The 25,205-nt window shown below is 43.4% G+C and carries 22 protein-coding genes; 9 read left to right on the forward strand and 13 right to left on the reverse strand.

Annotated elements, in window-relative coordinates:
• Positions 1-480: 480 nt before the first annotated feature.
• The 8 genes from V1467_RS19790 to tviB all read right to left on the reverse strand — a co-directional run bounded on the left by V1467_RS19790 (position 481) and on the right by tviB (position 8,984).
• The gene (locus tag V1467_RS19790; protein ID WP_416306705.1) at positions 481-1,269 is read right to left on the reverse strand and encodes a PEP-CTERM sorting domain-containing protein; all 789 of its coding nucleotides are present in this window, start codon (positions 1,267-1,269) and stop codon (positions 481-483) included.
• 544 nt (positions 1,270-1,813) lie between these two features.
• Positions 1,814-2,599 (reverse strand): PEP-CTERM sorting domain-containing protein, encoded by a 786-nt coding sequence (locus tag V1467_RS19795; RefSeq protein WP_416306706.1) that lies wholly within the window; start codon positions 2,597-2,599, stop codon positions 1,814-1,816.
• 221 nt (positions 2,600-2,820) lie between these two features.
• Positions 2,821-3,873, reverse strand: a complete 1,053-nt coding sequence (locus tag V1467_RS19800; RefSeq protein ID WP_416306707.1) for a hypothetical protein — start codon at positions 3,871-3,873, stop codon at positions 2,821-2,823.
• A gap of 52 nt (positions 3,874-3,925) precedes the next feature.
• Positions 3,926-4,783 carry a ThiF family adenylyltransferase gene (locus V1467_RS19805; RefSeq protein WP_416306708.1) on the reverse strand — a complete coding sequence of 286 codons (858 nt, stop codon included), beginning with the start codon at positions 4,781-4,783 and terminating at the stop codon, positions 3,926-3,928.
• Entirely contained in the window at positions 4,783-5,553 is a 771-nt protein-coding gene (locus tag V1467_RS19810; RefSeq protein WP_416306709.1) for a PEP-CTERM/exosortase system-associated acyltransferase, read from the reverse strand. The genes V1467_RS19805 and V1467_RS19810 overlap by 1 nt, the downstream gene beginning before the upstream one ends.
• A gap of 122 nt (positions 5,554-5,675) precedes the next feature.
• Positions 5,676-6,521: a patatin-like phospholipase family protein gene (locus tag V1467_RS19815; protein WP_416306710.1), complete on the reverse strand. Its 846-nt coding sequence runs from the start codon at positions 6,519-6,521 to the stop codon at positions 5,676-5,678.
• 154 nt (positions 6,522-6,675) lie between these two features.
• Positions 6,676-7,692, reverse strand: coding sequence for an NAD-dependent epimerase (locus tag V1467_RS19820; RefSeq protein ID WP_416306711.1), 1,017 nt, complete (start codon positions 7,690-7,692; stop codon positions 6,676-6,678).
• Between the two features lie 11 nt (positions 7,693-7,703).
• Positions 7,704-8,984: a Vi polysaccharide biosynthesis UDP-N-acetylglucosamine C-6 dehydrogenase TviB gene (gene tviB, locus V1467_RS19825; RefSeq protein ID WP_416306712.1), complete on the reverse strand. Its 1,281-nt coding sequence runs from the start codon at positions 8,982-8,984 to the stop codon at positions 7,704-7,706.
• Between the two features lie 213 nt (positions 8,985-9,197).
• Between tviB and V1467_RS19830 the strand changes: the two genes are divergently transcribed.
• The 6 genes from V1467_RS19830 (at position 9,198) to prsR (ending at position 16,442) form a co-directional block, all read left to right on the forward strand.
• Complete coding sequence (locus tag V1467_RS19830) at positions 9,198-9,905, forward strand: S1 family peptidase (protein ID WP_416306713.1); 708 nt, start codon at positions 9,198-9,200, stop codon at positions 9,903-9,905.
• A gap of 135 nt (positions 9,906-10,040) precedes the next feature.
• Positions 10,041-10,616 carry a hypothetical protein gene (locus V1467_RS19835; protein WP_416306714.1) on the forward strand — a complete coding sequence of 192 codons (576 nt, stop codon included), beginning with the start codon at positions 10,041-10,043 and terminating at the stop codon, positions 10,614-10,616.
• A 335-nt stretch (positions 10,617-10,951) separates the two neighbouring features.
• Positions 10,952-11,860, forward strand: a complete 909-nt coding sequence (locus V1467_RS19840) for an HprK-related kinase A (RefSeq protein ID WP_416306715.1) — start codon at positions 10,952-10,954, stop codon at positions 11,858-11,860.
• A 35-nt stretch (positions 11,861-11,895) separates the two neighbouring features.
• Positions 11,896-12,990, forward strand: a complete 1,095-nt coding sequence (locus V1467_RS19845; protein ID WP_416308734.1) for a nucleotidyltransferase family protein — start codon at positions 11,896-11,898, stop codon at positions 12,988-12,990.
• Between the two features lie 31 nt (positions 12,991-13,021).
• On the forward strand, positions 13,022-15,061 hold the full coding sequence (gene prsK / locus V1467_RS19850; RefSeq protein ID WP_416306716.1) for an XrtA/PEP-CTERM system histidine kinase PrsK: 2,040 nt from the start codon (positions 13,022-13,024) through the stop codon (positions 15,059-15,061).
• Positions 15,062-15,080: 19 nt separating this feature from the next.
• A complete protein-coding gene (gene prsR / locus V1467_RS19855) occupies positions 15,081-16,442 on the forward strand; it encodes a PEP-CTERM-box response regulator transcription factor (RefSeq protein ID WP_416306717.1) in 1,362 nt (453 codons plus the stop codon).
• Positions 16,443-16,445: 3 nt separating this feature from the next.
• Here the strand turns inward: prsR and V1467_RS19860 are convergent, their stop codons facing one another.
• The gene (locus tag V1467_RS19860; protein ID WP_416306718.1) at positions 16,446-16,913 is read right to left on the reverse strand and encodes a DUF1203 domain-containing protein; all 468 of its coding nucleotides are present in this window, start codon (positions 16,911-16,913) and stop codon (positions 16,446-16,448) included.
• 216 nt (positions 16,914-17,129) lie between these two features.
• Here V1467_RS19860 and V1467_RS19865 point away from each other — a divergent pair, with 216 nt between their 5' ends.
• Together V1467_RS19865 and V1467_RS19870 are read left to right on the forward strand one after the other, a co-directional pair.
• Positions 17,130-17,975 (forward strand): methylated-DNA--[protein]-cysteine S-methyltransferase, encoded by an 846-nt coding sequence (locus V1467_RS19865; protein WP_416306719.1) that lies wholly within the window; start codon positions 17,130-17,132, stop codon positions 17,973-17,975.
• A complete protein-coding gene (locus tag V1467_RS19870) occupies positions 17,975-18,700 on the forward strand; it encodes a 2OG-Fe(II) oxygenase (RefSeq protein ID WP_416306720.1) in 726 nt (241 codons plus the stop codon). The genes V1467_RS19865 and V1467_RS19870 overlap by 1 nt, the downstream gene beginning before the upstream one ends.
• A gap of 42 nt (positions 18,701-18,742) precedes the next feature.
• Here the strand turns inward: V1467_RS19870 and V1467_RS19875 are convergent, their stop codons facing one another.
• The 4 genes from V1467_RS19875 to glmU all read right to left on the reverse strand — a co-directional run bounded on the left by V1467_RS19875 (position 18,743) and on the right by glmU (position 23,583).
• Positions 18,743-19,216, reverse strand: coding sequence for a hypothetical protein (locus V1467_RS19875; protein ID WP_416306721.1), 474 nt, complete (start codon positions 19,214-19,216; stop codon positions 18,743-18,745).
• Between the two features lie 252 nt (positions 19,217-19,468).
• Positions 19,469-21,301, reverse strand: a complete 1,833-nt coding sequence (gene glmS, locus V1467_RS19880; RefSeq protein ID WP_416306722.1) for a glutamine--fructose-6-phosphate transaminase (isomerizing) — start codon at positions 21,299-21,301, stop codon at positions 19,469-19,471.
• A 12-nt stretch (positions 21,302-21,313) separates the two neighbouring features.
• The gene (locus V1467_RS19885; protein WP_416306723.1) at positions 21,314-22,081 is read right to left on the reverse strand and encodes a DeoR/GlpR family DNA-binding transcription regulator; all 768 of its coding nucleotides are present in this window, start codon (positions 22,079-22,081) and stop codon (positions 21,314-21,316) included.
• Between the two features lie 140 nt (positions 22,082-22,221).
• Positions 22,222-23,583, reverse strand: a complete 1,362-nt coding sequence (gene glmU, locus V1467_RS19890) for a bifunctional UDP-N-acetylglucosamine diphosphorylase/glucosamine-1-phosphate N-acetyltransferase GlmU (protein WP_416306724.1) — start codon at positions 23,581-23,583, stop codon at positions 22,222-22,224.
• Positions 23,584-23,778: 195 nt separating this feature from the next.
• On the opposite strand from glmU, the gene V1467_RS19895 reads away from it, so the two are divergent.
• A complete protein-coding gene (locus V1467_RS19895) occupies positions 23,779-25,194 on the forward strand; it encodes a sensor domain-containing diguanylate cyclase (RefSeq protein WP_416306725.1) in 1,416 nt (471 codons plus the stop codon).
• The last annotated feature ends 11 nt before the right edge of the window (positions 25,195-25,205 follow it).

Below are 25,205 nucleotides of genomic sequence, written 5' to 3' on the forward strand. Positions count from 1 at the left end.
ATAAGCATGCTGCCAGCCCACTATACTAATCTGCTTGCTTTAACTTGATGTAATGGTATCGAGCCACATGCTGCATGATGAGATTGATCAAAATAGGTGGAAGAGCATCACCACAGTTTAATTTACTTGTAGGGATACTCCTATTTAGCCGTATGTGTATCCCACACATCCCACCTCAGTATCTTTCTCTTAGCTGGAAATTATTCCAATGCCAATCTGCGAATAGATGGCTGTCGCGCCAAATCAAAATCAATTTATTAACGCACCAAAGTCGCGTTGACTGAACGGTTGATTAGAACTTATAAGTGAAAGAGAAAATGGGCAAGGCAAGCAAGATGAGTGAAGGTTTAAGGCAATAGAATATTAGTAGTAGAAGCGTTGTACGATAGCTAAATGACCCAATGCTATATAGCAAAAATAAAAAAACCGCCAGAACCAAAAGTTCTGACGGCCTCATAGTACTAATATTTCTTGTTTTGCTTACTTCTGGCGTCTGCGTGAAGCACCAGCTAGGCCCAACAGGCCTAAACCCAAGATAGCAATTGAAGATGGCTCCGGGATTGAACTGCCACGAAAATCAGCAGTGCCAAACAATTCCAAACCATCAGGAGTTGCGCCTGAAGGAATAGGTTGGAAACTGGTACTAAATACCCAGTCAGCGCCGTCAGTTTGTGTGTCAGTATCAAAGTTGCCCATTGCAGCACCACCAACAACATCAAGTAAACCACCACCTAAACCGGCATCGGTACCTGCACCGTATGAACTCAAGGTTGCATCAATGCTGGTCATAATACCATGAATACCACTGAAAGTTTCATGTGCTTGCAGCGACAACCAAGGAGTGCCACCGTCAACCGCAGTGCTTTTATCCAGTGCACTATAGGCTGTAGATGAGTCAACATAGAAGTTAATCCAGCCACCAGTAAAGCCAAGACGTGCGCCACCACCATCAGGGATAACACTGGCAATTTCAAAACCGCCAAATTCAAAGGTTAGTTCACAACCACTAGGGCAGAAAGTAGACTGGTTTGTACCATTTAAACCGGTAACCAGACCAAAACCACTTAAAGTATCGACTACGTCATCAGCAGTACCGAACACACCGTCAGCACCTGCATCAAGCAGATCTTCAACCAGATTTGAATTTGAAGTGAAATCAAAGAAACTGTCTGGATCCCAGACTACACCACCAACATTAACTGGTGACGCGATTGCGGAAGCACTTAGACTTAATGCTAAAGCTGCTGCGGAAAAAATTGCCTTATTCATAATTACCTCTACATCTACATCAACATCAACATCAACTTCTACATCAACATTAATATCTAAAATTAAAAAGACTCGTTTAGTTTATCCGTTAAACTCGTGATGAGCCTTACGAACTACTCTAGTCAAAGCAAGCATTGGGCCAACTTTTTAATTAAGCGTAAGTTATTGTTTTGCAAGTATTATTTAAACATTGGATTTACACTAATCGCAACTGTCGACATTCACTGTAAAATTTACTGACACCCTAGCTCAGGTAAGTGACGCGGGATCTAAGTGTTCTGAACGAATTTGCAGCATGAGCATGCCCAACAATGCTCCGGTGACTCATGTAGAAATCCTGCTTTCAATAGACTCGGGTTAAGCAGCGGTTTGTGAATATGCTAGATTACCTGTATCCAACCAAAGCCCGAATGTAAATTTCACTTAGCAAGACATCGCCTCTCTAACTAGCACATTTTGAAAGTAAGCCCACCGTACGTAGAAACGAAAAAACCGCCAGAAGTAACTTCTGGCGGTTCTCAATCAATTATATAAGGTTTATTGATTATTTCTGACGTCTGCGTGAAGCACCAGCTAAACCTAACAGACCTAAACCTAAAATGGCAATTGAAGAAGGTTCTGGAATTGATGTACCACGGAAATCAGCAGTACCAAATAGTTCCAGATCATCATCAGTTGCACCTGCAGGAATGGGTTGGAAACTAGTACTAAATACCCAATCTGACCCGTCTGTTTGTGTATTGGTATCAAAATTGGCCATTGCAGCACCACCAACAACATCAAGCAGACCGCCACCTAAACCAGCGTCAGTACCGCCGCCATATGTACTCAGTGTAGCATCTATACTGGTCATAATACCGTGGATACCGCTGAATGTTTCATGAGCAACCAATGATAACCAAGGCGCACCACCGTCAGTTGCTGAACTTCTATCTTGAGGATTGTAAGCTGTGCCAGAATCCACGTAAAAATTAACCCAACCACCAGTAAAGCCAATTCGTGCACCACCACCATCTGGAATGAAACTGCCGACGGTAAAGCCACCAAATTCATAGGTCAACTCGCAACCACTAGGGCAAAATGCAGATTGGTTAGTACCATTTATGCCAGTTACCAGGCCAAAGCCGTTTAATGTATCTACGACATCATCTGCCGTCATAAATACACCATCTGGACCTGGATCGAGTAAATCTTCAATTAAATTGGAGTTTGATGTGAAGTCGAAGAAACTATCCGGATTCCAAACCACTCCACCAACATTGACAGCAAGCGCGCTTGTTGACAAGCCAAGAGCCGCTACACCACCAATTAAAGTCTTCTTGATATTCATAATTGCACCCTTTTATCATTTGATAACTTAAATTATGTACTGTCAGCTCTAAGCTTTTTAACAACCACAACAACACTGAAAAGCTGTACCGATTGTAATAATGCAAAAGAAAAGCCAACCTTCTAAATAAAGGGTTAATCTATTGAAATATAAACAATATTGATAAAATCTTAATGCGCTTTTTACAACAACAAACGATGTATGTGTAAAATATATTGACACTAATTTTTTATAAAAGATTTAATGTCTCTACGGCCGGTTCTTACTGGCCGACCACTATATTTACCAATTCTCAAAAACATCACACCAGAACCTAACTCGGCTGTTAAAAGCTTCATTTCATGCTCTACTGTATTGATGGTATCCATTAAAGATGCACTTAGTGCCGGTTTTGCTATTGAGAGTACACCTGGAGCTGCATAAAGCTGCACCGACAAATTCATTTCGGTGCATTTTAGCCATACTCGCTGCAGTTGCCTGCCAGCATTAATAATGCCCTCACGAGATACATCCGATGAGATTAGCAATAGTAATGCAGGTGATTGTTTAATTGGACTTACGACAGACTTTTTGGCAATTTGTCCACTGGCACCCAGCTTGTTCAAAAAGCGCATGACTTTCCAGTTACTCATCCACTCGAACCCTTTAGATTCGAATTTACTGATACCCAGTACGTCCAGGTTCATTCCAGATTCGACTTTATCTCTGGTAAATGAAACTGTTTTAAATAATTCCTGATGTAACTGCTCGGACTCAAATCTGACTTTCTCCGCCTTAAATATTGTAGGAATAATTGCATCTATCTTGTCCCGCTGATTAAAACCTAATAACTGGCAATTGTCCCCATTCACCGCAGCTTTAATCTCTTCAATCATATGATCAGAGACATCACCCGAAAACGGAAAGCGCCTGTCCGTGCAACGCAATGGAATTTGCTGAGCCAGCTTCAACTCGGTCTCTGGAATGGCAGCATCGTTGCTCTCAAAGCTAAGCTGAGCAACAAAATAGCTATCTTTTTCCCTATCAGGAAATAAACTTATATTTACGCTAAATCTCAGGCTTTTTGCTTCAATCACTATAGATTCAATTATGGCGCCGATTGCTAAATCCGAGAGTACAAAAGTACTGTCAGTAGCGGTTCCACTTAGCTCTGGATCGAGAAATAGCTGTAAAGTATCGTCATTAGACCATTTAAACCGGAAAGGCTGGGAATTATCCGCAGAAGGGGCGTATATCGCGGCCTGTATCAGTTTGGTACGCATATCATCATTCATAGTGAAATGACTGCCTTAGTAAGGTGCTATACAAATAAACACGAACTAGTAATTAAATGCCAAAGGCTTTTTTAGCTTCCTTTAAACTTTTCTGAAAGACCGGATTTTTATGACCACCGTCAATACAGGTTACTTCCATCTTGTTTAAATAGGGATCCCAGTGCATCCCTTGCGGGGCACAAACCAAGTCACCACGACCTAGTAAAATCTTCACTGCATAAGATGCCGCCACTCCGGCACTCATGGTGCAACCAATAATAGTCGACGGACCTTTTTTGGCGTTAAGATCCAGGCGAGTTGGGTCAACCAGATACTGAGACTGTAACCCTGCCGGAGCCAACCCCAGATAGAAACGTAAATATTGTTCCGTTTCAGATACGCCTTCCATACCGAAATAGTCTTCAAACGTCATCTGACCCGGCATAAAACACAAAAATGCTGTGCCCATGCCTAAGGGTGCTGCGGTAATAGCAGGAATGCCTTTTTCAGCACATTGGGCAAAAACAGTTCTGCGCGCTTTAATGGCAAAAAAGTCCAGACTATCTATATACAGATCAACACCTTCAAGAAAGGCTTCGGTATTATCATCGTTAATTCCCTCAGCAAAAACATGAGTCGTCGCTTGCGGATTAATACTTTTAAGCATTTGTTCGGTGATATCAACTTTGGGTTTACCGATGGTATCCATATTTGCACCGACCTGGCGGTTAAAGTTTTCCACACCATAGGTATCAAAATCAGCCAGACTAAATTCTCCTATACCCAATCTGGCCAAGGTCATAGTGTGAATACAGCCAACGCCGCCACAACCGGCAATAGCAACTTTCTTGGTACTCAAGGCTTGTTGTTCTTGTTGAGTAAACCAGCCAATATTACGGGAAAACGCGTCATCGTAATTAAATGTCGCCATTATGATTCACCTTGCACCAGATAGGGGTGCAGTTTAATTTGTTTAACCAGTTGTTCTTCCAATGATTGATATAGTTCAAGCATTTCTACATTAAACTTGGATTCGAAATTTTCCCTTGGTAAGCAAAACAACGCTCGAATACCGTGATAATCCTGCTCTTCACCAATTTGTTCAAAAAACAACCCTACTCGCTCAAGCCGTTTTTTCAAACGAGGTTCCACTACCACGAACATCGTTTCGTGATTACACATTTTGGCAAACGAGATAATACTGAGGTAAAGACCAATAGCGATATTCGGAAAATTACGCCGCTCCTCTTCAGAGAACGCTCCGTCACCCGATAACTCATTGACAATAAATGGTTGTTTTTTCTCGCCGGCTCTGCGCCTGAAATCTTCCGGTACAGCTAAACGCGATACTTCACCAAAGGCACCTCTGTCATAGTCACAAGGCGATTTTATGTCAGGCAATAGTGAATCAACAAAATGGTTCTCAAATGGTAATTTATTTCCAGGCGCGTCGGGGGGAGGGATAATCAATCTTACTGTTCCCGCATAGGCCCCCGTTCTTTTATGCTTCAACAGCAACGAATAAGCGTAATTGTCATATTCGTCCATTTCAAGACCATCGCCAGATATCGGCTCCCAACCCAATTCCTCGGCATAGACCTGATGTCTAATTTGATAACCTTCACGTTTCAAATCGGAAGATGCCGCAAAGACAATCTCGAAATATTGGTTAAAGTTTTCAGCAAGTGACGAGTTGGTCATTTTATAATCTCAAGCTCTAAAATAATCTTAAATTAAATATAAATTATCATGTAAACAATAACATAGCATATAAATTAGTTTGTTATTCAAAAACTGAACCTATGCAAATCAGCAAGGTTGATTCAATGATTGAAAGGCACGACCATCTTCTTGGGTATATATGACAATGCCGTTAAATAGCCTGCCTGATATAATAATTCTTTTTGGCTATCCGTCATCGCGAAGTCAACCGGCGACGCATTGCCAGTGTTGATAACCACCGTATTATGCCAATGCCCCTCATGCACATATTCTCTTGATATCGCTGTCATAAAGGTTCTAATCAGCATTTCAATATAACTAACCAATGGAAACCAGGAAGTGGGTTTAATATTCTGCACTTCCTGTTCACTCTTTAATCTAAAGCAAATCACCGGTGTGCCATCACCGGCCCAATCTTCATATAAGGCATCTTCAGCCAGTATCGCGCCATCAACCAGCAAATGGTTTTTATAAGGCTTAAAACTAAAAACAAGGGGAATAGACATAGAAAATCTAACTGCGCGGGACACTTTCAAGTCTGGGGAATTATATTTATCAAATACCACTGGCCCGCCACCATTAACATCAGTGGCCAAAATATGTAAATGTATATCCAGATCTCTAAATCTTACCCCGCCCAATTTTTCGTCCATCCATTGCTCAAATTTGTCTCCGGAGCACAACCCGCCATTACGCAATAATGATAACAATGAATAACCTTTAAACTGCCTGAAGTCTGTATCCAACGCTAAAATTTTGATTTCGGCAAGAGATAATCCCGCACAATAAAGAGCGGTAATAATGGAGCCACCGGACACGCCAACCACGTGATCAAACTTGATATGGAGTTCGTTGAGAGCGTCAAGGATACCTATATGGGCAGGTAATCTTGTTCCACCACCAGAAAAAATAGGAACCAGTTTTAGCTGGGAGGAGGTTGCATCCATAGTGTCTTACGATTCCCTTACGGTAGTCACATAAACAACCTGACAAGTATGGATCAGTTTTAGAAATTTGCCGTATTAGAACACGCAGATCTTTGTTGCAGGAATTTTAGTTCAACCTCAAAGTTCAAAACGCACAAGGTGTCAGTAACAAAAGTTAGCTTGAATAAAAATCCTTGTACCATTTGACAAATTGCCCGATGCCTTCATCTATACCGGTTCGGGGCCGATAGTTAACATCTTCAATTAAGTCACTCACATCCGCATAAGTATCGGGTACATCACCGGGTTGCATCGGAAGCAGCTCTTTCTCGGCTGTGATACCCAAATGCTTTTCCAACGTTTCGATATAACTCAATAGATGTACAGGATTGTGCGCACCAATATTGTACACTCGCCAAGGAGCCTTACTGCTAGAAGGATCCGGCTGTTTACCACTCCAGTCCGGGTTGGCTAAAGCAGTATGATCCAGAGTTCGTATTATTCCCTCAACGATATCATCTATATAGGTAAAATCCCGGTGGTGATTGCCAAAGTTGAATACCTTGATAGGTTCATCGTTCAATATCGATTTTGTAAATGAAAACAACGCCATATCGGGTCTGCCCCAAGGACCATAAACCGTAAAGAAACGCAATCCGGTACAAGGTAAACTGTACAAGTGGCTGTATGTATGTGCCATTAACTCGTTCGCTTTTTTACTTGCCGCATAAAGTGACAATGGGTGATCAACATTGTCGTGAGTAGAAAATGGCATGGATTCATTCGCTCCATAAACAGAGCTCGACGATGCATAAACAAGATGCTTCACATCATTATGTCGGCAACCTTCCAGAATATTGATAAAACCGACAATATTGCTATCCATATAAGCATGTGGGTTTTCCAGCGAGTAACGCACACCCGCTTGTGCGGCCAAATTCACCACTTTATCGAATTTTTCGGCCGCGAATAATTTCTCGATAGCCGCTTTATCTGCAAGGTCTATTTTTTCAAAACGAAAGTGTTTGGCGTTACCACACTGCTTAATCTGATCCAGTCTGGCCAACTTAAGATTGACGTCATAATAATCATTCAAATTATCGATTCCGACAACTTGATCACCACGTTCCAGTAAATGCATGGCGGTGTGGAAACCAATAAATCCGGCTGCACCTGTCACTAACACTTTCATCAAGATATTTCCTATAGTCGGATGTCTGTAATGGTTTTATCAAAGATATATTTCAAATCATAGATCACTCGATTCTCTTTACACAATCCAAGGAGATCATCATTGCTGAGCGCTTTGAATTGATCATGAGCCACCGCAGCAATAACTGCATCATATTTATTGGGTTGGGGTTTATCAACCAAACTCAGGCCGTATTCATGAGCCACCTCATCAGTGCTTGCCCATGGATCATAGATATCTAAATTAACATGGTAATGTTGTAATTCTCTTGCAATATCAACCACTTTGGTATTGCGAATATCCGGGCAGTTTTCTTTAAACGTTAAGCCGAGCAACAATATATTGGCACCATTTACCATAATCTTCTTGTTTAACATGGTTTTGACAAGCTGCCCAACCACATACTCACCCATATGATCATTCAGTCTTCGTCCGGCTAAAATAACTTCCGGGTGATACCCCAGTTCTTCAGCTTTATGGGTAAGATAATAGGGATCGACACCAATACAGTGTCCTCCAACCAATCCTGGTCTGAATGGTAAAAAATTCCACTTGCTACCCGCCGCTAATAAAACTTCTTCGGTATCAATACCGGCACGATTGAAGATAATGGCTAGCTCATTAATTAACGCAATATTCAGATCGCGTTGGGTATTTTCGATAACTTTAGCCGCTTCTGCCACTTTTATCGAAGAGGCCTGATGTGTTCCAGCAGTAATAATACTGGCGTATAAAGCATTAACCTGATTAGCAATTTCGGGAGTTGATCCTGAAGTCACTTTAACAATGTTCTCGACTCTATGTTGTTTATCCCCCGGGTTAATTCGCTCAGGGCTATAGCCAGCAAAAAAATCCTGATTGAATTTCAATCCTGATCCCTGTTCCAGAATAGGGATACAAACTTCTTCGGTTGCACCAGGAAAAACCGTTGACTCGTATACCACTACATCACCTTTTTTCAACACTTTGGCAATACTTTGGCTGGCCTTTTGCAATGGAGTTAAATCGGGTTGGCGATTTTTATCAATAGGGGTCGGCACAGTCACAATAAAGAAGTTGCACTGTTTCAATGTGTTCAAATCAGAAGTAAAAGATAGGTGTGGTGCTTGCTTTAGCTCATCTGGTGAGATTTCCAGCGTACTGTCCTTGCCTGCATTAAGCTCTTTAATACGGGAATCGCTGATATCAAAACCGAGGGTAGAATATTGACGTCCAAAAGCGACAGCCAGAGGTAAGCCTACATAGCCTAACCCTACTATTGCCAGCTTCATATTTGACAGTTTGTTTTCCATTCCCTTCCTCTTCTTATAAAAGCATTTCTGATAAAGCAGAGTGCACCGTGACTAAAACGAACATTCGAGCTAAACAGTCTATTGTTCACTGATAACTGGATTATGTAATCTAGTTACCGCATAGTAACCATTATCATTAAATTGAGGCAAAAGAACATGCCATTTTTAAGAATAATATTTGTTTTCAGTTGTTTAATGACGGCTAAACATTGTTTGGCTGACAATATTGTCGAACTTGTTAAACAAATCAAACCTTCTGTGGTCGGGATCGGCACTTATAATCCTTTGGGCTCACCACGCAGTAACTTGCAGGGAACCGGCTTTGCAATTGGCGACGGCACATTGATTGCGACAAACTTTCATGTTGTTGAAAAAGAGTTGGAGATAGAGACAAATGAAACCAGAGTGGTATTTATCGGGCAAGGTTCCGATCCCAAACTGGCGCCAGCCGAGATTATCGCCACAGACCCGGCTCACGATATCGCGATCCTAAGAATAAAGGAAAAAGTACAGCCTTTAACGCTGTCAGAAGACAAATTTATTGACGACGGCTTGGAGGTAGCTTTTACCGGTTTTCCAATTGGCGCCATTCTGGGGCTTTACCCTGCTACCCATAAAGGACTGATTGCTGCATTAACTCCTGTAGTCATCCCTAGTAGCAATGCCGGGCAACTGAGCATAGAAATGATGAAACGCCTGAGAGACCCGTTTTTTGTCTATCAGATGGATGCAACGGCTTTCCCGGGAAATAGCGGCAGCCCCGTTTATGACACGACTTCGGGTAAAGTTGTTGCTATAATCAACAAAGTCTTTATACAAAAGACCAAAGAAGCGGCGATTACTGATCCCAGCGGTATTAGCTATTCGATACCAGTAAGGCATTTACGTGCGCTGGCGAAATCTATCTCTGTCAATATTTGAAGTGTCAATTTTTTTTACATGAACAGAGAAACAGAAGCATAAATTCTAATAAAATCATTGCTTTGTACTATGGTACGAATATTGCTATACAGTATGAATATAACCGTGAAATTTTATTAATTGGGAATAGGCAGTATGACCGATTCAAATAAATCTGAAACCCCGAATCACTCTGTGAATCATCGAAGGACCTTTCTGAAGAAAGCGTCTACTGTCTCATTGATCGCGGCTTTGCCAGTTAAAAGTGTTTGGGGAAACTGGAACGGTGGTGGTGGGGCTAATGGTTGCACAGTGTCCGGTAATATGTCCGGTAATGCATCGCAACAAGCGCCTTGTACAGTGCAAGGTAAATCTCCAGGTTATTGGCATACATATTGTGATAGCAATAAGCGCAGCCGAAGCTATGGCGGCTATGTTGCTGATAACGAAGCATGGAAAAATGTATTTGGTTGGAGTCGCAGCCCATTTGGTGGTATAAGCCGAAACACCGGATTACATGATTTTTTGCCTGAACAAGGGGGCAATAGTCATAATGGCGGACCAGATAACATTAATCGCCACTTAACTGCTGCTTATTATAATGCTGTAAATGGCTTTTATCCGTTGCAATCGGGCGTATCCCCAGAAAGCTATGTACAACAATTGTATGATGAAGCCAACCGTTCAGGTACCTATCAGGTTGCACAGGCTATTCAAGGCACTTATAACTAAATATTAATGTATCAACTACATCCACAGGTTATACTCCATTTCGCCAGCGATCAGTCTGGCGTTTTGCTTTTTAATGGATTTAAAAACCAGGTTTTTCAGTACCCTCCATCCCTTATGCCATGGTTTAGCTACCTGCAGTCTACTGATATTGATGTTGATTTTGAACTCTTCATGCAACATACGCCGACACTAGATAATGTTGAACAACAAGAAGTATGGAACAGTCTTGTCAGTCAGTTTGTTCTGATCCCGAATTAAATGTATAAGTAGATTTGGAAACACGTTTTTAACGTTTAACATTTAGCTAATCAGATTCAGGGAAGTATGTTGTTTGCATGTTGCTACATAATTTAGACTACCAACTTTATCAACAGCATCTAAAAGAAGGCTCACTTGCTCTGGATCTTGGATTAGCCAATTTCCGCTTACAGAGCGCCGTCCCAAGTGTGGCGACAAATATCTATAAAACCTATGCGGATTATCCAATAATAGAAACCGAATTCTGTGATTTTCAGGTCAACATTAATTGTCCAACAAATTTAAGGCGATTCTACAGACCTCAGGTTAATTTTTATTCCGACAATTATCGGCCCTTTATACCGTTGCCCAAAGCGCAGGCCTATCCGATGCTGGAATGGGGAATGAATTGGTGTGTATCCTCCAGCGAATATAATTACCTATCGCTACATGCCGGAGTATTAGCTGACCAGAACAATCAGGCCATTATCTTTCCTGCGCCACCAGGCTCGGGCAAAAGCACCTTAACTGCTTTTTTAGCCTACTCCGGATGGCGTTTATTATCCGATGAAATGACAATTATAGATTTAGACAGTTGCCACGTACTTCCTTTTGTTCGGCCTATTTGCCTTAAAAATAATTCCATTCCACTCGTAAAAAGCTGGTTTCCTGACGTGCAATTCACCGCCACTGTATCTGATACATCAAAAGGCGATGTGGCTCACTTCAGACCACCAACAGCAAGCGTTAAAAATCACAAATTACCTGCAGGCATTAAAGCTATCGTTTTTCCACGTTATGCATCAGGTTCGCCATTAAAAATTTTTAAGTTAACTAAAACAGAAGCATTTAAAGCGTTAGCCGAAAATAGCTTTAATCACAATGTACTGGGTATCGACGGATTCAACATCCTGGTTCAACTATCCGAGAATACTCCCTGTTTCGAAATTGAATACCAGGATTTACCAGAAGTTGAACAATTCTTGGCAGAAGGCGATTTCAATTGATTCAATCCAGGTTATCCGTTTATTTTTCCAGGCTCTTGTGCGCTCCCGAAACATTAACGCTATCGGATCTGAATTGGGAACAGATGATTCGCCTTGCCCGCAAAACAGGAACATTACCTAGAGTTTATTACGCGTTAGAAAAACATGCTTTGCTGGATGCATTGCCCGAGTACGCCAAACATCATATGCATTCCGCGATTGTTTACGCCAATGCCCAAGCGCAGCAGGTTCGCTATGAGGTGGCTGAATTATTAACAATCTTGTCAGATGAAGAATATTATCCTGTTTTTCTTAAAGGTGCGGCCTACGTGTTACTGGATCATCCGGTCGGAAGAGGGCGAACGTTTTCAGATATCGATATTCTGGTGCCCAAACAAGTACTGTCTCAAGTCGAAAAGCGACTATTAGTTTATACCTGGTTTCCCGAACCCCATGATGAATATGATCAACATTACTATCGACAATGGGCGCATGAAATTCCTCCGTTACGTCACGCTGCCAGAGGCACGGTAGCCGATGTTCATCATAATATTTTGCCACCCATAAGTGGACGGGCACCAAAAATTGGACATTTTAACAACACCGAAATACTGACAAAATCCGGAGCTCGAGTTTTCTCTCCCCCCGCTTTGACCTTGCATAGCCTTGTACATCTGTTCTTTGAAGAAGATTTCAGCAAAGGTTTTCGTGATTTAAATGATCTGCATCTGTTTTTTGTTGAACATCAAGCCGATAAGGAATATTGGTCCGAATTGCTTCAATTGGCTATGGAAACCGGGTTTGGCAGAGAACTGTTTTTTGCCTGCCGTTACTGTGAAAAAATCTTTAACTCGCCCGTACCGCCCACTTTTAGTATGAGTTTGGTTAATTACAGCCCAACTCCGCTAAGGCTAAAACTAAATGACTGGCTGTTTTTACGAGTACTGCAGCCCGATCATCCTCTTTGCCAAATCACAGGAACAGGCGCAGCCCGTTTTGTGGCGATGGTACGAGGTTACGTTATAAAAATGCCTATCCATATACTGCTTTATCATCTTGGCCACAAGCTATACAAGGGCATAATGGAAGGAGTACTAGGCAAACAAAAGTCCAGATGGCAAACTGAACAGCAAAACACAGATCGCGCGTAAAGCAGCTCATATAAACAGGTGAATCAGAAACATGCTGGCTGAAGTCGGTTATTTTATCAGTGCATTAGGTTACTTCTTTTTTCTGTTACTATTGCTAACAGTACGCAAGGCCGGATTACCTAAAAAACTGCTTATACTGGGTATTTCTGCCAATTTTATAGCGGCGGCGTTTTACGCCGCAAGTCAATGGTTACCTACATCAATCAACTTGGCTCTGGTACTGGAAAGCGCCAAATCCCTCTTATGGCTTATTTTTATAACCTCATGCCTGAAAGGAAACTATCAGACACTACTGGATATCCTCAAGGTTCCAATCAATCTAGCCATTATCTCCATTCCGGCTATTTCCTTGGTTCTGGCCATTATTCCGTTTACAGACGTTGAAAATATTCTTAAGTGGCAGTATTTGTTACACACCATAATGAGCCTGGAATTGCTGGTATTGCTGGAAACCTTCTATCGTCAGGCCGATCAGGAAAGATGGGCTTACAAGCCTTTAATACTGGCCCTGGGAGGTATGGCGCTGTTTGACTTTGTGCTGTTCTCTGAGGCCTCGATGATCAACCAGATTGATCCCATGCTATGGTCGGCAAGAGGCTATATCTTCGCCGCCCTGATCCCGTTTCTGGTCATTGCGATACGCAGGATAAAACACTGGGGAATAGATATTTTTGTATCCCGGGATGTGGTCTTACACAGCTCTTTACTGGTTGTGGCCGGACTATATTTATTTATCATGGCGCTGGCCGGCTATGCGATCAAGATGATTGGTGGCAACTGGAGCAATGTGATCCAGGTGGTATTTATCTTCCTGTCGCTGACTCTATTAGCCGCCTTGCTGTTGTCCAATCAGTTCCGAACCAAAATTAAAGTGTTTATAACCAAACACTTTTTTGCCAACCAGTTTGATTATCGGGAAGAGTGGCTGTCGCTAACCCAAAAACTGGAAAATAGTGGAGACGCGGCAACCGACTTTTACCAGACAGCGACGTTAAGCTTAATGGATGCCATCAACTGCCATTCAGGGATGTTAATAAAATTCCGCGACAATGATATACAATGCCTCGCCCAGTTGGAGCATGATGATCTAAGTCAGATCGACATTGAATTAATAACCCAGATTTTACCTTTTATCAAACAGTCCCAGTGGATTGTTGATATTGAACAATTACGCTCCAAACCCTTTGAATATGAAGGCTTGAAAGTCAACCATGCGTTGCTTAACGGCTGTTCTTTTCAACTCATTCTGCCTGTTTTTCAAAAAGATCAGCTATGGGGAATGGTACTGATCCAGGACAAAGACGGTAAACGCCTGTCTCTAAACTGGGAATTGCGCGATTATCTCAAGGTTGTCACCACCCAAGTAGCCAGTTACCTGTTTCAGCATGAAGCCTCAAAAGAGCTGGCCGAAAACGCCCAGTTTGCTGCGTTTAGCCGTATGTCTGCATTTGTTTTACATGATCTTAAGAACGTATTGGCCCAAATCGACCTTATTTTATGCAATGCCGAGCAACATAAGGATAACCCTGAATTTATTGACGATACCTTTGAAACACTGCAGCACACCAAATCGCGAATGGAAAAAATGTTGCGCCAATTGACCGATAAGAAAGCATCCGTTAATGAACATCTTGGCCCCTGTGTGCTGTCGGAACTAATTCACAACATCGTCAATCGGCGCTGCCAGACATTGAAACCGACGCCATCAATAAATATTGTTAAAGATCAACAACTAATACTGGACTCGGATAAACTGGGCAATGTACTGTATCATTTAATCAATAACGCTCAACAAGCGACGGATGATAACGGCACTGTCAGTATTAATCTCGATGTTGATAACAACCAGCAGCTGACCATTATTGAAATTGCTGACAATGGTAGCGGTATGAGTGAAGATTTTATTCAAAACCGGTTGTTCAAACCTTTTGATACTACTAAAGGTAATGCCGGGATGGGCATTGGTGCTTACGACGCCAAAAACCATATAGAAAAAATGGGCGGCCGAATTGAGGTCTCCAGTCGTCTGGGCCAAGGTTCCAGCTTTAGATTATTTATACCAGCTCAGTAAAACGGGGAAGACAGACACAATGGAAAAAGTTCTGGTAGTTGATGACGATTTAGGGATACAGAAACAACTAAAATGGAGCTTCAGCGATTTTGAAGTGCTGTTTGCCGATGATCGCGCCGGAGCGATTGCCCAGTTGCGCCGTCATGAACCCAAAGTCGTCACCCTCGATCTGGGGTTACCGCCTGACCCTGCAAACGCAACCGAAGGATTAAAAACGCTAGCAGAAATATTATCCTTAGCACCACAGACCAAAGTAATAGTGGTAACGGGTAACAATGATAAAGAGAATGCCCTAAAAGCGATTAACTTGGGCGCTTACGACTTCTATCAGAAACCCATTGATTCAGACACCATCAAGGTCATTGTCAATCGCGCACTTAATCTTTACCAGATTGAAGAAGAAAATCGGCAACTCAGCCAGTCCGCCGCGACAATGGGGAGCATCATTGGCACCAGTGAAGCAATCCAGAAAGCCAGCCGAATGGCAGAAAAAGTCGCCAAAACCAATATTTCAACCCTGATACTGGGAGAAAGCGGCACCGGCAAGGAAGTGTTTGCCCGCCATATTCACGATAGCAGTGAACGTCGCAACAAGCCTTTTATCGCCATTAACTGTGCCTCTATCCCGGAAAACTTGCTGGAAAGCGAACTGTTCGGCTATGAACGCGGGGCCTTTACCGGTGCGAATAAAACCACCAAGGGTAAAATTGAGTGTGCTAATCAGGGCACCCTGTTTCTGGATGAAATAGGCGATATGCCAATTGGCTTGCAGGCTAAAATGTTGCGCTTTTTGCAAGAGCGAATTATTGAACGCATTGGTGGGCGACAGGAGATACCGGTGGATATCCGGGTTATTTGTGCGACTCACCGTAATCTGTCAAAAATGGCCGATGACGAAACGTTTAGAGAAGATCTATTCTTCAGGATCAGCGAAATATCCATCAATATACCGCCGTTAAGGGAGCGGGGCAGTGATATTATGCTATTGGCCAAGTCTTTCCTGTCTAATTACAATCAGGAATATAACCAAAACCTGAAAGGCTTTTCTGAGGATGCCATCGCTGCCATGATGCAATATAGCTGGCCAGGCAATATTCGTGAACTTCAGAATAAACTGAAATCCTCCATTATCATGGCCGAAGGCGCAATGATCACTGCCGACGATCTGGGTCTGACTCATGATGCATCAATGGCCAAATCAACACGCTTGAATTTACGTGAAGTACGAGAAGAAGCCGAGAGCAACGCCATCCGGGCCGCATACCAGCTAAGTGAGCAAAACATATCTAGAACGGCGGAATTGCTGGGAGTAACGCGCCCAACATTATACTCACTGATCGATAAATATAATCTGGGCGAGTTAAAAACCGCTGAAAATTGAACCTCAGGCGCGGGTAATCTTGCATTGGTAACAATTATACGAACCGGAACGCATGTGGATATAAGAAACATCGGGGTCGGTTAGTATTGCCTCCGCTTCGCGCTCAAGATCTGCCATATCCACCATCTTTCCGCTACCATAGACTATTCGATGGTCATTTGAGTACCCGCGGATTAATGCCTTTTGCCAACGCCGAAACATCTCGGGAAGCTGATTTGTTTCGGGATGTTTGTGACATTGGCTGGCGCACAAAAATATTGGTCCCACTTCCGCATAGGGTTGGCGGGTTTCAAAAGGACAATACGCCAAAACCAGCATTTGCCGACCTTTTTCAATATTTGTTAAACAATGGCGGCAAGGGGCAGAGCCTTCAGATAGTTTTTTCTCAACCGGCATATTATTTGCGTCGGTTCCCCCGTTTTGCAGTTCTCTAACCTTTTCTGTCGGTAACGCCTGAAATTGTATTGTCATAGTCTTTCTCCTCAATAAATCTAGAATTCTGTACACTGAAACTCGCTGCAATATATTGGTCAAAACGATCAGACCGGGCTATCCGAAAATTGCGGATCCAGCCAGATGGCGTTGTTATCTGTTCGAACAGACTAAAATGTGAAAACCGCAACTTTCGGGAAGATTTGCCACCAACAATGATGCAAAAATAATGGAGTAAATTGACCAGAGCAGCCTATGAAACAAAGCACATCAACCAAACAAAGATTATTCGACTTAGCAAAATACATCGAGCAACATTCTGATCAGATGCTCAACCTCGATACATTAGCCCAGCAGGCGGCCATCAGCCCCTATCATCTGCAACGTCAGTTCAGTCAGTATTTTGGGGTATCGCCTAAACAATTCCAGAATGCGATACGCATTCAAAAATTGAAACAGGCGTTACGTCAAGGTGAAGACGTGACTTCTGCTATCTACCAGGCTGGATTTGGATCATCCAGCCGTTTATATGAGCAAATTGATGGTCAACTGGGTATGACACCCGCCACCTACAGAAATGGCGGCAAGCATGAGAATATCTCGTTCGCCATGTGCACTACACAGCTTGGCCCTATCATCATGGCAGCCACATCCCGCGGCGTCTGCTTTGTGAGTTTTGCCGACAGTTACACTGAGTTACTCAATTCATTACATGAGGAATACCCGCTTGCCTCACTGACTCCCACACCACCAGATACACAACAACAGTTAGATCATTGGATAAGTGCATTGGAATTATATATTGGCCAAAAGACAAACTTGCCACAGATACCCCTGGATTTATCAGGTACAGCATTCCAAATCAGCGTGTGGCGTTTTTTGACCAACCTCAAGCCAGGTCAAACTATGAGCTATAAGCAAATAGCAACAGGTATTGAATCGCCGAATTCACATCGCGCGGTAGCCAATGCCTGTGGAGCCAACAAAATTGCAATACTGATCCCCTGCCATCGCGTTATCAGAGGGGATGGGAGTCCGGGTGGATATCGCTGGGGCGATAAACGCAAACAACAACTCCTTGGTATGGAAGCTGACAATTAATGTCCAACAAAACTAACAAATGGGCCCGGACTTTTGATCAACTGAACTGGAGCAACATATCAGAAACGCTGCTACAACAAGGATATATTGTTATCGATAAGGTTTTTGATCGACAGCAATGTGACGACTGGAAAGACAGATATGCACAGGCAGAATTATTTCGAAAAACCGTCACCATGCAGCGATATCAGTTTGGCTCTGGCGAATACAAATACTTCAGCTACCCCTTACCTGACGATATTCAGCAGTTGCGACAAATACTGTATAAAAAACTGGCGTGTGCGGCGAACACCTGGGCAACACGATTAAACAAAAACATCAGCTGGCCTGAAGCGCTAGAGGACTTTATCCAGTTCAATCGGCATAAGCAGCAAACATTAGCCACACCGTTAATGCTGAATTACGCGGCAAATGATTACAACTGCCTACATCAGGATAACTATGGTGAAGCCTTTTTTCCCTTCCAGTGCATGATACTGCTCAGTGATCCTGTTACAGAATTCTCGGGTGGCGAGTTTGTACTAGTAGAAAACCGTCCTCGCCAACAGTCCATCGCCAAAGTGGTATCAATACAACAGGGACAAATGGTGATATTTTGCAACAATCAAGGCATTCGCCAAACAACAAAAGGATTTAGCAAAACCTCTTTCCGGCATGGCGTCAGCAATATACGCAGTGGTAACCGCAAAGCGCTAAGTATTATTTTTCATGATGCACAAAGCTAGGCAAAAGCAGTATTGTCTCGAAACAACCGGCTTCAAGAAACACTACCAATATTCTTTTACTGAGGATATTTGGCCGTTAGACAAGCCAAACAACGCCAATAAATTTTGATCTCCCTCAGGTGTCCAGCAACCATTCTTTTGGATCAAACCATAGCTATACGCAACTGCAACAAACCCGTTGCCATGAATATATTGTTCGACTCTAATCGACTGATTTTGCTCACTTGTATAAGCACCACGATTCAGATTGCTAATAAAAGCCTGCTTCCAGTCGGAGCCGTTAAAACTTGCGCCGTAATTCAGATGCTCGTAATGAACAGAAGGGCTTAAAGAAGAAAACAGCGCATCAATATCCGACGCCTTGGAGCCTTTTCTATATATTGAACTCAATTGCTCAAAATAAGTATCTACCGCTTTCTTTTGGCACTGCTGATTACATTCTCCCGCGTAGGCGAGCGAATAAATAAGCATTAGCGGCAACATAGCGACTAGAGAAATCAATAATTTACGCATCATGTGATGTCCTTACCTATATTTCAGTTAACAAACACCTTCCCGATATATAAATGGGCGCATGCCATATAGCCATAGTCTAGATTAACCCGGCTCGGTTAGGCTAGGCTAGGCTAAGTAAAACATAATCGACAAGTTAATAATTCAAAACGGTCACATAAAGTGACCGTTTTAGTTTCGGATTCTAGCGTTAGCAGCGAACTTGTTTGTTGCGAACATTATTTAACGTGCACAAGAAGTCAGCCAAACACCAATTTATTCCACCGTAACACTTTTAGCCAAATTACGGGGTTGATCCACATCGGTTCCTTTTATCACTGCCACGTAGTAGGACAATAACTGTAAAGGTATGGTGTAGATTATTGGTGCGATAATTTGGTCCACATGAGGCACATTAATTACTCGCATGGTGTCGTCACTTTGGAAATTGGCATCTTTATCTGCAAATACATACATAATGCCGCCACGGGCGCGCACTTCTTCTACGTTGGATTTGAGCTTTTCCAGTAATTCGTTATTGGGCGCAACCACTATTACCGGCATATTTTCATCAATGAGTGCCAAAGGGCCGTGTTTAAGCTCACCGGATGCGTAGGCCTCTGCGTGAATATAGGAAATTTCTTTCAGTTTTAACGCGCCTTCCATCGCAATGGGGTACTGGTCGCCACGGCCTAAAAACAGGCTATGATGCTTATCGGCAAACTCTTCAGCCAACAATTCAATTTCCTGGCTTAGGGTAAGCGCTTCTTCCAATTTTGCCGGCAAGGTATGCAAGGCCGAAATCATTTTTTCCAGTTGATTGGGTGACATGCCGTTGTGTTTACCGATCGCGGCAGTGAGCATTAGCAACCCGGTTAACTGAGTGGTAAAGGCTTTGGTGGAGGCTACACCAATTTCGGCACCGGCCATGGTCATAAAAGCTAAATCGGATTCCCGTACTAATGAAGAGCCGGGTACATTACAAATGCTTAAGCTGGCCATATAGCCCAAGTCCTTGGCCAGTCTTAATGCAGCTAAAGTATCTGCCGTTTCACCTGACTGGGAGATAGTGACCAACAAACTATTGGGATGAACATAAGATTTACGGTAACGAAATTCGGAGGCAATCTCGATATTACACGACACATTGGCGTGTTGCTCCAGCCAGTAACGGGCCGTCATGCCTGAATGATAACTGGTGCCACAAGCAATTATCTGCACATGCTTAACCTTGGCCAGAATTTCATCCGCTTTAACACCAAAAACTTCGGTATTGATATCATGTTCACTGATCCGGCCTTGCAAGGTATTGCGTACTACCACCGGCTGCTCATGAATTTCTTTTAACATGTAGTGCCGGTAACCCGCTTTATCACCGGCATCATGCTGAATGTCAGATTCAATCACCTTACGCTGTACCTGAGCACCAGTTTGGTCATAAACCGAAACCTTGGTGCGGCTGATTTCAGCGACATCACCTTCTTCCAGAAAGATAAACCGACGGGTTACAGGCAGCAGAGCTAATTGATCAGAGGCAATAAAGTTTTCACCTATACCCAAACCAATCACTAGCGGACTGCCAGAGCGGGCAACAATCACTTTACCTGGATCCTGTTTATCCATTACGACGGTACCATAGGCTCCATCGAATTTTTTTACCGCTGTTTGTACTGCGCTAAGCAAGTCGTTGGTTTGCTGTAATTCCTTGTCCACCTGATGGGCAATGGTTTCGGTATCGGTATCGGAGCTGAAGTGATATCCGTCAGCAGTCAGCTCACGGCGCAAGTTTTGATAATTTTCAATAATACCGTTATGCACTACCGCTACACGCTCGGCAGAAAAGTGCGGATGTGCATTCGCCTCGGTAACACCGCCATGCGTTGCCCAACGGGTATGGGCAATACCAATAGAACCGCGCACCGGGTTTGCTTCTAGCGCATTGGCCAGTTCCTGGACCTTACCGGTTTTGCGCACCCGGTGCAGATGGTTATTGTCATCCAGAATGGCCACCCCAGCCGAATCATAGCCCCGATATTCAAGCCGACGTAATCCTTCCAGCAAAATCTCGACCACATTCCGTTCTGCAACTGCTCCAACAATTCCACACATAATTGACTCCGTTTATTCCTGTTCTGCGCAAATCACCTTTACGCCTTGTTGTTCGATGCATTGCCGAGCCGACGACGAAATATCTGAATCTGTAACCAGCACAGAAATCTTCGACCAGGGCAATTCCACATTGGGTATTTTGTGTTCCAGTTTGGCTGATTCAGCCATGACAATAACTTGATTAGAGACCTCAGCCATCACCCGGCTCAGGTTGGTTAATTCGTTGAACGTGGTGGTACCTTTTTGTATGTCCAGACCGGCAGCGCCTAAAAAGGCTTGATCAAAGTTATAGGCGCGTAGAATTTGCTCTGCCATCTGCCCCTGAAAAGAGCGGGACTGGCTGTCCCAGGTTCCTCCGGTCATTAACACCGTCGGCTCGTTTTCGTCGTCGACCAGTGTTTGCGCTACGTGCAAGGCATTGGTCATAACCACCAAACCGGGTTTTTGTGCAAGGTAGGGAAGCATCGCTGCAGTGGTGCTACCGCTGTCGATAACTATCCGTGAATGGTCCTTAATCAAACTGAGCGCAGCTTTGGCGATGCTTTTCTTTCTATTCGAAACTTTTTCATCGTTGGCTGACATATTTTTACCATGGACTGCCACTGCACCACCAAACTTGCGCAACACCAGCCCTTTGTCTTCAAGAAAAGACAGGTCTTTGCGTATCGTCACTTGCGATGTTGAAAATGCCGATTTTAGCTCATCAACCGTGACTTTACCGTGCTGATTAACGAGTTCAACAATGGCACTACGGCGTTGTTGGGTGTTTCTTTTCTGCATCTAAACGTAATTTATAATTTCGAAAAGAAACTATATTAGTTTCTTTTTTAAACAAATGCAAAAGCTATTTTGGCAGATATAAAAAAGCCGATAGTGACTATCGGCTTTTCCTCGGATGGTGTGGCAATCAGATCATCGAATTAACTCTTTTTGACGGGGCGTTGCCATCCTTCGATATTACGTTGCTTGCCGCGAGCAATCGCCAGCTCGCTGTCGCCAATATCTTTGGTAATAGTTGAGCCGGCGCCAACCGTAGCATTAGCGCCTATATTGGCTGGTGCCACCAATGCACTATTGGAACCGATAAAGGCACCGTCACCAATCACCGTTTTGAATTTATTGACGCCATCGTAGTTACAGGTAATAGTCCCAGCACCAATATTCACACCCTCACCAATATCGGCGTCGCCAAGATAAGTCAAATGGTTGGCCTTGGAGCCTTTACCCAATACCGATTTTTTCATTTCAACGAAGTTGCCAACTTTGGCTCCCTCGTGCATAACGGCACCAGGCCGCAAGCGGGCATAAGGCCCAACATGACACTGCTGACCAACTTGGGCATCCTCAATAATAGAATTGGCTTCTATTACCGCTCCATCAGCAATACTGCAGTTGCGCAAAATACAGTTGGCTCCAATTTTTACACCGTTACCCAGCTTAACCTGTCCTTCAATGATCACGTTAATATCCAGGCTTACATCTTCACCAGCCAGCAAATTGCCGCGTAAATCGAAACGGGCAGGATCAATAATTGATACACCCTGCATCATCAGTTCATTAGCTTGTTCCAGCTGATAAGCCCGTTCAATTGCCGCCAGCTGTTTACGATTATTAATACCTTCCACCTCAACCGGACAGGAAGGATGTGCTGCCTTAATCGTTTTTCCTTCCGACGCGGCCATGGCAATAACGTCAGTCAGATAAAATTCTCCCTGCGCATTATTACTGTCAAGGCTGCTTAGCCAGCGCTTCAGGTCACTGCCGCGCATCACCATCATGCCGGTATTAATTTCATTAATTTTCAACTGCTCTGAATTTGCATCTTTGTGTTCGACAATCGCCACCACCTGATCGCCATTGCGTATAATGCGGCCCAACCCAGTCGGATCTTCAAGCTCAACGGTTAGCAATGCCAAATCTGCAGTTGCCTTAACAGACAACAAATTTTCCAGAGTAGAGGCCTTAATCAACGGCGCATCACCCACCAGAATTAACACGTCTTCATTGTCATCAAGGCAAGGAACAGCCTGTTGTACCGCATGGCCCGTGCCCAATTGTTCGGCTTGCAGGCACCAGTTAAGATCCGGTTGGCTAATCGCCTGTTGGAGCTGGTCGCCACCGTGGCCATATACTAGATGAATTTTGTTTGCGCCCAAAAGGGTCACAGTATCGATAATATGCTGCACCATGGGTTTGGCTGCAATAGGATGCAGAACTTTGGGTAATGACGACTTCATGCGGGTTCCCTTGCCCGCAGCCAAAATAACAACTGAAAATGACATACAAGATCCTGTATTATGACAATGCTGAACTATTGTAACGAGCTGGCACGATTCTACCAGCGCTCGAGCTGAAAACGGGCTAATAATTTCCGTTTTCAGTGGAACAGTTTATTGGTGTGGCAAAGTACTGATGCTGTACGATAATAGAAACTGCTGCCTTCCAATCTTGATAATAAAAATAAAGCGAATTTTACTTTGCCGAAAAAGAAGTCTTTCCACCATATTGTTGTGTTGCTCTATATTGCGATCATTTTTGCCATCGGTGCCGCTGCGTTTTGGGTCATCAGTGACATTGTCGCCAGCCAAAGTTACAAGCAGCAGCAGGCTATCTCCCCAGTATTTACCTTAGTAGAAGAAGAATTGCTGGAACCTATGCATATAGCCAAAACCTTGGCTACCGCCAGGATCTACGACAAGTATTTCCATGATCAGAGCATTTCCGATCAACAGATCATTCAGGACCTGGGTAAGCTCGAATCACAGTTTGGTCTGGGGTTTTATCTGGCCAAGGAAAGCAACCGCAAACAGTATAATTCCGACGGCAGTTCTTTTGATCTAATTGAAGGAAAAGTCGGCTGGTATTTTGAATTACAAAAAGAACCGCAGGATTTCCTGGCAGTATTAGGTAAAAGGGAAGATGTGCACCTGTATATTGATGTCAAACAGTACGATGAAATAGGCAATTTCATTGGTTTTGTGGGCATCGCTAAAAGCTTAAAAGATTTCTTGACCTCGTTCCGCAATTTTCGCCAGGCGTACGGCCATGAATTTGTATTCACCAATAGCCGTGATGAAATTGTTTTATCTTCAAAGGAAAAGTGGCTTCCAGACGGATTGCACCTCAGCACTGTCAATGATCTTCCCTGGTTTAACCAATTTAGACGTAAACAATTGGCCAATAGCGAGCGCAGTAAACTGATACAGACTGATGAAGGAGAGCTACTGATATCCCAGTTTGATATTGAAGCACTGGACTGGAAGCTGTATGTCATTACGCCCTTGTCTGAACGTCAGTCAGAAATAAACAAGGTATTTATTTTCTATGTTTTTATCCTTTTTGCGCTGCTATTTATTGTTTATAAAGTGGTACAGCATTTTATCCGCGAATATCTGCAAACCATTGATAATAAAATTAACTACGATCCGCTTACCAAGCTCTCCAACCGCCATCATCTGGAACAACAATTTAGTTTGCTGTCAGAGGAATACCAGCAGATAGGCATCATTATTGTTGATATCGATCACTTCAAACAGGTCAACGATACTCACGGGCACAATGCTGGCGACTTAGTGCTGCAAATGCTGGCCAAATGCCTGAACGAAGCCATCCGTAAACAGGATATCGCCGGTCGTTGGGGTGGTGACGAGTTTGTCATTCTGTTACCCGGTTCGGATACCGACAATGCCTTGCAGATTGCTCGGCGCTGCAAGGAGTTACTGGCCAAAGAAAGAGTCTATTTGAGCCAGTCCAGCCTTGAAATCTATGCCAGTTTTGGCGTGACCACAGCAAAAAACATGCACAACCTGACAGCCTTGCTGGAAGTGGCTGATAAAGCCTTATATCAGGCTAAAAATGATGGCCGCAATCGGATATGTTATCTGTCCATCTAAGAATTAAGGTG

Source organism: Neptunicella plasticusilytica, assembly GCF_047922965.1.
Taxonomy (GTDB): Bacteria; Pseudomonadota; Gammaproteobacteria; order Enterobacterales; family Alteromonadaceae; genus Neptunicella; species Neptunicella plasticusilytica.

Coding starts and splice junctions, on each gene's coding strand:
- prsK (WP_416306716.1), top strand. CDS start 13,022: ATGCTGGCTGAAGTCGGTTATTTTATCAGTGCATTAGGTTACTTCTTT.
- V1467_RS19790 (WP_416306705.1), bottom strand. CDS start 1,269: ATGAATAAGGCAATTTTTTCCGCAGCAGCTTTAGCATTAAGTCTAAGT.
- V1467_RS19870 (WP_416306720.1), top strand. CDS start 17,975: ATGTCCAACAAAACTAACAAATGGGCCCGGACTTTTGATCAACTGAAC.
- V1467_RS19820 (WP_416306711.1), bottom strand. CDS start 7,692: ATGAAAGTGTTAGTGACAGGTGCAGCCGGATTTATTGGTTTCCACACC.
- V1467_RS19875 (WP_416306721.1), bottom strand. CDS start 19,216: ATGATGCGTAAATTATTGATTTCTCTAGTCGCTATGTTGCCGCTAATG.
- glmS (WP_416306722.1), bottom strand. CDS start 21,301: ATGTGTGGAATTGTTGGAGCAGTTGCAGAACGGAATGTGGTCGAGATT.
- V1467_RS19805 (WP_416306708.1), bottom strand. CDS start 4,783: ATGGCGACATTTAATTACGATGACGCGTTTTCCCGTAATATTGGCTGG.
- V1467_RS19865 (WP_416306719.1), top strand. CDS start 17,130: ATGAAACAAAGCACATCAACCAAACAAAGATTATTCGACTTAGCAAAA.
- prsR (WP_416306717.1), top strand. CDS start 15,081: ATGGAAAAAGTTCTGGTAGTTGATGACGATTTAGGGATACAGAAACAA.
- V1467_RS19835 (WP_416306714.1), top strand. CDS start 10,041: ATGACCGATTCAAATAAATCTGAAACCCCGAATCACTCTGTGAATCAT.
- V1467_RS19815 (WP_416306710.1), bottom strand. CDS start 6,521: ATGGATGCAACCTCCTCCCAGCTAAAACTGGTTCCTATTTTTTCTGGT.
- V1467_RS19810 (WP_416306709.1), bottom strand. CDS start 5,553: ATGACCAACTCGTCACTTGCTGAAAACTTTAACCAATATTTCGAGATT.
- V1467_RS19795 (WP_416306706.1), bottom strand. CDS start 2,599: ATGAATATCAAGAAGACTTTAATTGGTGGTGTAGCGGCTCTTGGCTTG.
- V1467_RS19885 (WP_416306723.1), bottom strand. CDS start 22,081: ATGCAGAAAAGAAACACCCAACAACGCCGTAGTGCCATTGTTGAACTC.
- tviB (WP_416306712.1), bottom strand. CDS start 8,984: ATGGAAAACAAACTGTCAAATATGAAGCTGGCAATAGTAGGGTTAGGC.
- V1467_RS19840 (WP_416306715.1), top strand. CDS start 10,952: ATGTTGCTACATAATTTAGACTACCAACTTTATCAACAGCATCTAAAA.
- glmU (WP_416306724.1), bottom strand. CDS start 23,583: ATGTCATTTTCAGTTGTTATTTTGGCTGCGGGCAAGGGAACCCGCATG.
- V1467_RS19800 (WP_416306707.1), bottom strand. CDS start 3,873: ATGAATGATGATATGCGTACCAAACTGATACAGGCCGCGATATACGCC.
- V1467_RS19860 (WP_416306718.1), bottom strand. CDS start 16,913: ATGACAATACAATTTCAGGCGTTACCGACAGAAAAGGTTAGAGAACTG.